At 43.3% G+C, this 10,134-nt stretch carries 7 protein-coding genes; 4 read left to right on the top strand and 3 right to left on the bottom strand.

From position 1 onward, the window contains the following. Nucleotides 1-219: 219 nt before the first annotated feature. Both gcvT and dnaG read right to left on the bottom strand, forming a co-directional pair. Nucleotides 220-1,365, bottom strand: a complete 1,146-nt coding sequence (gene gcvT, locus J0895_RS07110; protein WP_207087412.1) for a glycine cleavage system aminomethyltransferase GcvT — start codon at nucleotides 1,363-1,365, stop codon at nucleotides 220-222. Nucleotides 1,366-1,615: 250 nt separating this feature from the next. Continuing rightward, the gene (dnaG, locus tag J0895_RS07105) at nucleotides 1,616-3,532 is read right to left on the bottom strand and encodes a DNA primase (protein WP_207087411.1); all 1,917 of its coding nucleotides are present in this window, start codon (nucleotides 3,530-3,532) and stop codon (nucleotides 1,616-1,618) included. A gap of 108 nt (nucleotides 3,533-3,640) precedes the next feature. On the opposite strand from dnaG, the gene J0895_RS07100 reads away from it, so the two are divergent. The 4 genes from J0895_RS07100 (at nucleotide 3,641) to J0895_RS07085 (ending at nucleotide 9,488) form a co-directional block, all read left to right on the top strand. Then, complete coding sequence (locus J0895_RS07100; RefSeq protein ID WP_207087410.1) at nucleotides 3,641-4,573, top strand: GDSL-type esterase/lipase family protein; 933 nt, start codon at nucleotides 3,641-3,643, stop codon at nucleotides 4,571-4,573. Nucleotides 4,574-5,087: 514 nt separating this feature from the next. After that, the gene (locus tag J0895_RS07095) at nucleotides 5,088-7,262 is read left to right on the top strand and encodes a dynamin family protein (RefSeq protein WP_207087409.1); all 2,175 of its coding nucleotides are present in this window, start codon (nucleotides 5,088-5,090) and stop codon (nucleotides 7,260-7,262) included. A 42-nt stretch (nucleotides 7,263-7,304) separates the two neighbouring features. Next, entirely contained in the window at nucleotides 7,305-8,297 is a 993-nt protein-coding gene (locus J0895_RS07090) for a hypothetical protein (protein ID WP_207087408.1), read from the top strand. Nucleotides 8,298-8,315: 18 nt separating this feature from the next. Further along, complete coding sequence (locus tag J0895_RS07085) at nucleotides 8,316-9,488, top strand: coiled-coil domain-containing protein (RefSeq protein WP_207087407.1); 1,173 nt, start codon at nucleotides 8,316-8,318, stop codon at nucleotides 9,486-9,488. 103 nt (nucleotides 9,489-9,591) lie between these two features. Here the strand turns inward: J0895_RS07085 and J0895_RS07080 are convergent. Further along, on the bottom strand, nucleotides 9,592-10,134 hold a 543-nt coding region (locus tag J0895_RS07080; protein WP_207087406.1), incomplete at its 5' end, for a Uma2 family endonuclease.

Raw genomic sequence — 10,134 nt, 5'->3', positions numbered from 1 at the left:
TTTCCACCTCGGTCTGAAGACACGAGGCTACCAGCCCTACCGTGTTTCTCTGGTGTAAGTCTATAAAAACTAGCCCTTTAAAGTTCCTTGTAGGGGCGCAATGCGCAGGCCCCTAGGGCGCAATACGCAGGCCCCTACTATAAATACTAGGTCTGAGTAGTTGGGTGGGCTTATCCCACCCTACAAATCTCTTGGACAGGCTAAGATAAGTTCGGTTAATTAAGATTTTTGAGGTTTCTTAGCAGACCGATAGAAGGGCTTTTTAACCACAGTTCCAGGATGGGTTTTACCGCGAATTTCTACCTCGATTGATTGACCCTGTTTACTCAGTTCTAGGGGTAAATAAGCTAGGGCGATCGCCTGTTCCAAAGTAGGAGACCAACTGCCACTCGTTACCTCTCCCACAGGTTTACCTTCCCATATCACCGGATAACCATGACGAGCAATATAACGACCCTGCATTTCGATTCCTACCAAGCGCCGTTTCACCCCGGTTTCCTTCTGTTTTTCTAACACTTCCCTGCCGATAAATTCCCCTTTTGTACTCAAATGCACCAACCAACCGAGACCCGCTTCTAACGGTGTTGTGCTTTCGTCAATATCTTGACCATAAAGCGCCATTGCTGCTTCCAAACGAAGAGTATCTCGACAACCCAAACCACAGGGAATTACCCCGGCATCCAACAGCGATCGCCACAGGGTTATCCCAGTTTCAGGATTCACCATCACCTCATACCCATCTTCCCCAGTGTATCCCGTGCGGGCTAAAAATCCATTTCCCCCACATACCGACCCTTGTAAATGTCCAAACGGTTTCACCGAAGACAGATCCACCTCCACAAACTGTTGCAGTTTCTGCACCGCTTCGGGACCTTGAACTGCTAGTAATACCTTTTGTTTAGATAAATCTTGGAATTCCACATCGGACCCTTTGAATTGTGCCAACAACCAAGCTTTATCTTGTGCACAAGTGGCAGCATTAACAATCACTTGTGCAAAATGCCTTCCAGCTTCATCCTGTCCTTGATCATAAAAAATAATGTCATCAAGGATGCCACCTTTGTCATTCAGAAGAACCGTGTATTGACCCTCACCGGGTTGCAAGCGAGACAAATCCGAGGGGACTAATCCTTGCATTTGTGTCAGCAAATCTTTACCACACAGCGAAAACATTCCCATGTGGGAGATATCAAACATTCCCGCAGCAGTTCGGACTGCTTGATGTTCGGGGTTAATTCCCGAAAACTGCACCGGCATTTCCCATCCCGAGAAGGCAGTCATCCTAGCATTGAGGGCGATCGCCTCCTCATAGAGGGGAGTTCGGGACAAGGGTTGTGCCGTCTCATTTGCTGTTGTGTTTGCCACTAATGTTACCTCCGATTGGGTGAAATATTTCCTATTTTAAGGGAAATTGGGTCCGGTGGCAGGGGGATAACAGGGCGATGGGGAAACTTGGCAATTTGCCTGTCAGTCAGATCTGTTTTGTGCTTATCAAATTCATTTAGGGGCGCTATATATAGCAGTCCTTGCGTGCCGTTGTGTCAGTGATCCTCCAAGGTTTCAACCTGGGGAGTGCGAGCATCTTGCTCGCTTTCTTTATAAACATAACTAATTTTCAATACATTGGGAATAAATCAATTAAACTCACTTGCCGATGTTTGTCCAGTTCTTCAATTCGCTTTTTTTCTTCAGAAATTTGTTCTTGATAGTAACGAGCACGGTCTGGCTCTTTTGTCAAGTCTGTTTCTTTCCAAAGTTGTAACGCTTGACGGCAGCGCTTGTCACAAAGCACTCGTTCAATACAAGCGATCGCCGCTTGAATCATCAGAGGCGGATTCAATAAATCTCGCTGCGACTTTTCATCCAAATGAAACAACTCAGAAACGGGTTTTAAATCCCGATTATTCTGTAAAAACTGCTCTTGCACTTGAGTCAGTAAATCCCCCGTCTTATCGTGATTTTCAACCTGGATAATTTGCTGCCACAAAAACCGATGATGAGAGAGACTAAAATCTAAATCTCGCGTCTCCAACTCCTGGGCGATCGCCCCTCGCTGTTGCGGACAATGCAAATATAAGCGCAATAACGCCGCTTCCGCATTTTCTAACAACCCGCGATCGGCAGAAACTGGAACCATATCCAATTGCTTCTCTTGCTCACTCTTACTCTCCTTACGCCGGAGGCGGTTGAGTTGTTTAATTAAATCTTGCGCCCGCAAAGACACTAAAGTTCCATTCCCCTGACTGAGAATTTCTGCACAGCGATTTACATAATACATCCGGGTATCGGCATTCTGAATTTTGGTGAGTAAATTCACCATTTGCTTGGCAACCCGTTGATAAGAATCAGATTGATGTAAGTCATTTTTTCCCAGCAACTGCTGCATTTGCCAATCTAACCATAAAGGCGCATTATCCATCAATTGCCGATAGGGTTCCGGACTGCCGGTAGATTTGAGAAAATCATCCGCATCTTTGCCATCGGGAATATTGATAATTCTTAGTTGAACTTGTCCCTTGTACGCCAATTCTGCAATTTCGCCGATCGCCCGTTCCGCTGCCGTCGTCCCCGCCGCATCCGCATCAAAATTCAAAATCACTTGTTTAGAGTCGGTATAACGCAATAATTGCTTGACAGCATCCAAACTCAATGCCGTCCCCAGAGAGGCAACGACATTAGAAATTTCCGCAGCATGAAGGGCGATCGCATCAAAATATCCCTCCACAACCACCGCTTTATCTGCCTTAGAAATCGCTGATTTTGCCTTATCCAAAGCATACAGAGTTTTCCCCTTATCAAATAACGGCGTTTCCGGAGAATTGAGATACTTCGGTTGTTCATCACTGAGAGTTCTTCCGCCAAAGGCAATGGCACGACCCTGATTATCATGAATCGGAATCATCAGGCGATCGCGAAAGCGATCGTAATATCCTCCCCCGGTATTGCGCGCCTTAATCAACCCCGCCTCTTCCACCAACTGCACCGAAAATCTCTTCTCTTCCACCAAATAACTGTAAAGACTTTCCCATCCGGCAGGTGCATAACCCAATTGAAACTGTTGAATCGTTTCCAGACTCAATTGCCGGTCAACTTTCAGATAATTGAGCGCATCACTGCCTTGGGGTTGATGTAAAGCGTGCTCATAAAACCGAACGGCGATCGCCATAATTTCATAGAGTTCTTCTCGTAAAGAAAGCTGCCGCTGTAACTCTTCTCGCTGTTCCGGTTCAATCGTATGTACCGGCACCTGATACCGTCGCGCCAGATCCAACACCACATCCGAAAACGACTGTTTACCAATTTCCATCAAAAATGTAATCGCATTTCCCCCCGCCTGACATCCAAAACAGTAATACATTTGCTTGCTGGGACTCACAGTAAAACTCGGTGACCCTTCATCATGAAAGGGACACAATCCCACCAAATCTTTACCCTGTTTTTTGAGCACAACGCGCTCAGAGACGATATCGACGATATCAGCACGTTGCTTGACTTCTTCAATCGTGTCAGGATGGATGCGAGGAAAGTTCATGATCACAGAATTACAGATTGATTCTTATAATCATATTAAGTCCTAAATCCCGATTTTATTATAGGGTGATGGGAAAAAACGCTGAGGATTGAGGTGGGGGTTAAACCTGTGAAAATGATAGGGATTGCGATCGCGATAATCATCGGACTATTCATCGCCGTAGAAGTGGCACTCAGACTGCTTTTTGGGTTTGGCAACCCTCCCCTGTACATCCCCGACAAGAACATCGGGTATCTGTTAGCACCGAATCAGAAACTGCGACGCTTTGGCAATCGCATCGAGATTAACCAATATTCCATGCGGAGTGTCGCAGTAACCCCAACATCAGACACCCCGCGAGTCTTGTTGCTAGGAGACTCCGTTGCCAATGGCGGATGGTGGACGGATCAGGCGCAAACCATCTCGGCATTAATGCAGCAACAACTCACGGAACGCCTGCAAGGGAATTCCGCTCAAATCGAAGTGCTCAACGCCTCAGCGAATTCCTGGGGACCCCGCAATGAACGCGCCTATCTGGAGAAATTTGGGACCTTTGGTGCGAAGGCAGTGGTGTTGCTAATCAATACCGATGATTTGTTTGCAACCCAACCGAGTTCTATACAAGTCGGAGGCGATCGCAACTATCCCGACAAAAAACCCCCCTTGGCATGGGTAGAGATAGTGCGGCGATATCTGTTACCCGCGCCAACTGTGCCTAAGTTACCCGAGGAAAAAGGCGATCGCATCGGGTTTAACTTAGAAGCAATTCATCAAATTCAGCAAATCGTCACCGAAAATCAGGGTCAATTTCTATTAGCAATCACACCCTTATTACGAGAAATCGGAGAACCGGGACCAAGAGACTATGAAATCAAAGCGCATCAGCGCCTGCAAGAATTCACCCAACAGCATCAAATCCCCTACTTAGATTTTTTAAACTCTTTTAACACCGTAGAAAACCCCGCCAGTTTATATCGAGACCATATTCATCTCAGTCCCAAGGGAAATGAGTTGGTCACCCGACAAATTACCGAGGCACTCGCGCCGATGATGTCATTTTAAGGCATTCGATTAGGAGTGCGAGCATCTTGCTCGCTCTTGTCCATAGCGAGCAAGATGCTCGCACTCCTTTGATGTCATTTCAAGGCATTGGAGTAGTGCCCAAGTGCTTTATTTTTGAGCAAGAAACCGGGTTTGGTACAGAACTTTTGCCTAAGTACCGAAAATTGAAGAAAGGAACCCGATTTCTAATAGCTATGTGAGAAAAAATGAATTTATTGCAGGAGCGATGCTTCCCGATCGCGATTTTAGGAACGGAATCCGGTTTATAAGAGTATATCTAGTTTCCGCTTAATGATAATCAGGCAGGGATTCCATAATGGCAATCAAGATTAGTCTGAGGCGATCGGCTGAATAGAAAACCATCTGCCCCCCTACCCATAAGCCAGATTTATGGAAGCATTGCTGCCTCAAATATTAAAATTTTATTAAGAAATACAGGTGTTGATCCCCGACAGATATTTTATGGTACGATATCAAGTTAAGTTTACTCTTGAATATTTATAAATACATTGGCATGAACAAGAGCGAAGAAATTCAGAGTATTATCGCACAACGTCAGCCCCTCGCCAAAAAGTTGGCAGATATCGAGACTGGGTTATCCTCGCTTTATGCGGCGATTCAGCGATTAGAACAAGAACGCGATCGCCAGCTTCAGCACTGGGTAGGAGATGACGCCACCCAGTCCAAACTCCAAAAACTGAATTTTGCCAGTTTTCAGCAAAATATCATAGAACACTTGGCATCACTGGGTAGACTCCAGAAAAGATTTTCCCGGAAAACCCTAAATATTGGGGTAATTGGGCGCATGAGACAAGGGAAAAGCACCCTATTGCAGAGTTTGACTGGACTAAAAAATAAAGTAATTCCAGCTCGTCCAGGAAAACCTTGTACTGCTGCGCGGAGTACCATTTGTCATAAACCGGAAAATTTGACCACCGCCGAAATTCAATTTCACGATCGCGACTCATTTTTACAAGAAATCATTATTCCCTATTACAAGAAACTGGGACTGACTCCGATTCCCAGTTCTTTTGAAGCATTTTCCCATAGCGCCCTTCCCAGTTTACCCACTGGCGCGTATCAAACGGACATTAATATTTATAATCGCTTGAAAGACGATTATCACACCCATGCTCAAACATATCAAGAATACTTGGGGCGCGGCTCTTTAACGACTCAAGACGAGTCACAGATTTCTAAGTATGTAGCGTCCCAATATAGTCAGAATGATCAACTGATTATTAACCATGAATGTTTAGCGGTGAAGCAGGTTAAAATATCTTGCACGTTTCCCTTCGATGAAATAGGGGCGATCGCTTTAGTCGATGTTCCGGGTTTAGGGGATTTTCGGTTAGGAGATGAGAGTTTAGTCATTGAGGCCCTCGGCCAAGAAGTGGATTTTATTCTATTTATCCGCAAACCCTCCAACGACGGGGCCGCTTTCGAGCAAAGCGATACCCAATTATATGATTTGGCGAATAAAGCCTTAAACGATTTGCCTTCTCGGTCTATGTTCGTGCTGAATGCCGATGGCAAGGGCGAAAATCAGGAAAGTTGCCGTTCTATGAAACGGGATATTGATTTGGGAGCAGTGGAAATACCCGTGTTGGATTGTGTGATTGCTGATTGCTCTTCCCCGGAAGAAGCCAATAAAAAAGTGCTTCAGGTGGTTCTGAATAATCTCCGATCCAATGTAACTCAACTAGACCGGAAGTATGCTGAACAGAAAATCGCCGATTTGCAAGCGAGTCTCATAGAATTAAAACAGCAATTGCAATTGCTCCAAGTCGCGTTACCCGATATCGATGATCATGAAATGTTTAGTCGGTATCAAAATGTATTTGATGGTTTTTGGACCACCATCACCAATGAAATGACCGAGTTGCAAAATGAACTGATTCAAATTCGTGATTTACCGGATAAAAACCTAGAAAATCAGATTCAGAAAGTTCTGGATGACTGTCGAAACAATAAAGAAATGCCAAGTTCAACAGACGTGGAAACACTTGGCAATCAACTTGGTGCTTTGGGTGCTGCCTATATTCAACTTTTGATAGTATTGAGGACCAATTTATCCCGAAAATTCCTCGATATCGAACAAGGATTAACTGAAAGCATTGAGAAAATCAAAGATAAAGCATCTGATGTTTTAGTTGACAAATGTGGCTTAGGCGGTTTGGCAGAACCTCGCGGTGCAAGATTTTTAGCGGAAGTTTCTAGTCAAATCCCAGATCAATATGCGGAATTAAAAAAAGGGTTTGAGATTCTGTCAGAATTTAATCTTTCTTATCGGGGATTAATTCAGCATCGGATCCGCTTGCAATTAGATCCATTAACCCCAAATAAAGCGCCAGTCTTGAAACAAGGGGCGAATGCTGAAGATGCTGTAGCTCAGTTAACGGAGTTGTATCACGGAACCCTTTATGAGTGTGAAAATGCCTTGACTGGATTTTTATCAGAACCGAGTCAAGCATCGTTTGCTATTGTTGAAGAATTTTCTGATCGGGTTCTCCGGGCTACAAATGCTAAAAAAGAATGGAGGCTATTTTTATACAAAAAGAAGCGTCACATTTGGAAGGATTTTGAAATCTTGGAAAACCAAGTAAATGCTATTAAAGACTGGTCCAATCTTTTAACCTCTGTCGCCGTTCAGGTTGAGCAGTTAGAGGAGTCTTTGAAGCAGTTGTAAAGCAATCTAAAAAAAAACTGAGTAATTTTGTGAGGATAGTGGATGAAATCTTTTTGGAAAATATTCAATCGGGAACAACACCTACCAACTCTTAACGTGGCTATGCTTGGTGCAAGGGGTGTGGGCAAAACGAGCTTGCTGGCGGCTATGTATGACCAGTTTGAGAATGTCAGTAAAGATTTACAACTGGTGGCTGATGCTGGAACTAAATCTGTATTAGATAAGCGGTTAAAAGAACTGAAAAGTTTAGAGGGTAACAACATAAAGTTTCGCAGTCCGCTTCTCGGAGGTAACGACCTCCGCACATTTAAGTTTGAGTTTGGAGAAACTGGAACGGCTCCATCTTTAGAAATTAATTTTTATGATTATCCAGGGGGATGGCTAATAGACCCTACCCATCTAGCAAAAGTGCAAGATTTGATTTACCAATCGGCAGCCGTTTTGATTCCTATTGATACCCCAGCTTTGATGGAAAAAGGAGGAAAATACCATGAAGACTTGAATCACCCGACAGAAATAAATGATGTATTTAAGAAGGTCTATAAAGACTTAGATTCTCCCCGTCTAGTCATTTTAACTCCTGTTAAATGTGAAAAATACATTAAAAATAACCCATCGGAATTATTTACAAGAGTAAAACAAGGTTATCGAAAATTATTGAATCAGTTTGACAGCAACAACCTCGCCTCGAAAGTTGCAGTGGTGATCATTCCGGTTCAAACGATTGGGAGTGTCGAGTTATCTTACATTGAGGATGATAAAACTCATAATGAGCCAATCTTTTACTTTTGGAAACTTCAGGCCGACAGTATGTATCAGCCCAAAAATACCGAAGTTCCTCTGCGGTATCTGTTGCGATTTTTGCTGAAGTTACATTTGGATAACAAACCCAGTTCTATATTGACCAGAATCCAGCACTTTTTGGCTAACAATACTGGGAAAAATACTAATCTGCGAAATGCAGTGAGTCGTTTTGCCGATCCGAAAAGTGATGATGTGGAAATTGTTCAAGGAAGCGAGTTTTTGAAATTATAAGTCAAAAGGAGATAAGTCATGGAAGTTTATGTACAAAGTGGTGGCGTTTCTAAAGAATATAGCTGGGTAAACGAACAAAACCAGCCAATTCTTCTACCTGATGATGATCTAAAGCCGATGCTCAACATGGTAGATAGTGATTATTTCTCAGTGGTAATTTATCGTCCCAAAGAGGACCGACTTCTGTTATTGGTGACAGCATTACCCTCGAAAAGTCGCATGGACAACCGCACTCGGAAAATTTACAATTCAGTTTTGTGGGTTGGAGATACTTCTGATGAAGCAACTTTACGGGCGATCGCGATTAAAGCATTGAATGTAAAACTAGAAGAGAAGGTTCATGAAGCGGTAGAGTCCGAAAATAATGATCAAGGGTTTAAAGTCGATTTTGATAAATTAAAAAGTAAGAATTTAGAGCTTGACCTTAACGCAGTTAAAGATGATAAACCCGCAGATTCCCCTAAAGTCGGCAACTTATCCGCCTGTAACAAAGAATTAATTGAAGATCTCGAAAAATATGCATTGCCCAAAAATAAGGGGATGTTAGTTGTAGTGTGTTCAACGGTCTCGGATGACATTCTTAAACAGGCGAAAGTTTGGCGAGGTTTGTCTGATGAGATTTCTGATGATGATTTGAGTCCGTTCGAGGTGGCTAAAGATGACAACTTTCGATCTGGTTCAACTACTGGAAATTCAACTTCAAAAAATGTGGGAAAATCTGCTTCAGATAGTCAACAGTCTTCTTCAAGATCCCAAATTACGCCAAACTCCACAATTGGCTTTCCACATCCGAACCGAACTTCTCAAAATTCTGGACAAACTAAAAAATGGTTGAATCTTATTGCAGCTTTTATTTTGGGGTTAGTAATTGGCATAATTGCCAATCAGTTATGGTATCATTTCACTGAAAATCAGCTACAACAAAAAATTCAAAGTTTGAAAGGTGATATCACTGAACTGGAACAGGATAAAGATAGTTTAGGTAAAGCCATAAAAATCAAGCAACAAGAAATTAAAGCTTATGAAAAATTTGAATCTGACTCAGAAACTCGATACAGTCATTTTCGAGATGAGGTTGAAAAATCTTATGAAAGCTTTATCAGAGATTCAGAGAAATCCAAACAAGCCCTACAATCGGAAATAAATGCCTTGCAAAATAAAGCCAATGAATTAAACGCTAAATCATCCTAATTCAGGATTTGTTTGTTTCTCGTTGTCTCATTACCAGGTTGTACCTGGTAACGCTTATATAGCGACTCTGCCTCCTAGGGATGCAGGACTATTCTAATGTCCATTATCCATTCCCAGCCGACTGAAACTGCGCCATTAACCAGGCTCCAACTTGCGACTGGTCTTGCTTGCGACTTCGTTGCAGCGCTTGGTCTAGGGTCGCTATTTCTAGTCCTGGAAACATCACAGAGACATCAATTCGCTGACTCCCCCGATCGCTCATCTGATAAGCCAACACCTCCCCTGTTTCCACGTTCACAATCCAATATTCAGCAATACCCAGGTCTTCATACAGCACTCGCTTAACCGTGCGATCGTCCAACAGGGATGATTTTGCCACCTCCACTACCAAATCCGGCACCGGGTACTCTTCCAGATTTACAATGTCAGTGCCGCTGGGAATGGCGGTTGCCTTGGTGCCAACGTAATAAGCTAAATCCGGCTGAAATTCGACATAGCCGGTTTTGCGGAATGAACAGTTGTCTAATTCTTTAAATGCGATCGCATTTAAAATGCTGTACAAGTTAACTGCCAGGGAAATCACACTATGGTCTGTGCTGTGGTCAAAACCTACGGGTAGTTGCATTTCTAATCTCATTCGCCCATT

The sequence above is a fragment of the Phormidium pseudopriestleyi FRX01 genome, assembly GCF_017313335.1.
Classification (GTDB): Bacteria; Cyanobacteriota; Cyanobacteriia; order Cyanobacteriales; family Laspinemataceae; genus Laspinema; species Laspinema pseudopriestleyi.
The sequence above is the reverse complement of the archived record's forward strand: the minus strand, read 5'-3'. Positions and strand labels throughout refer to the sequence as shown.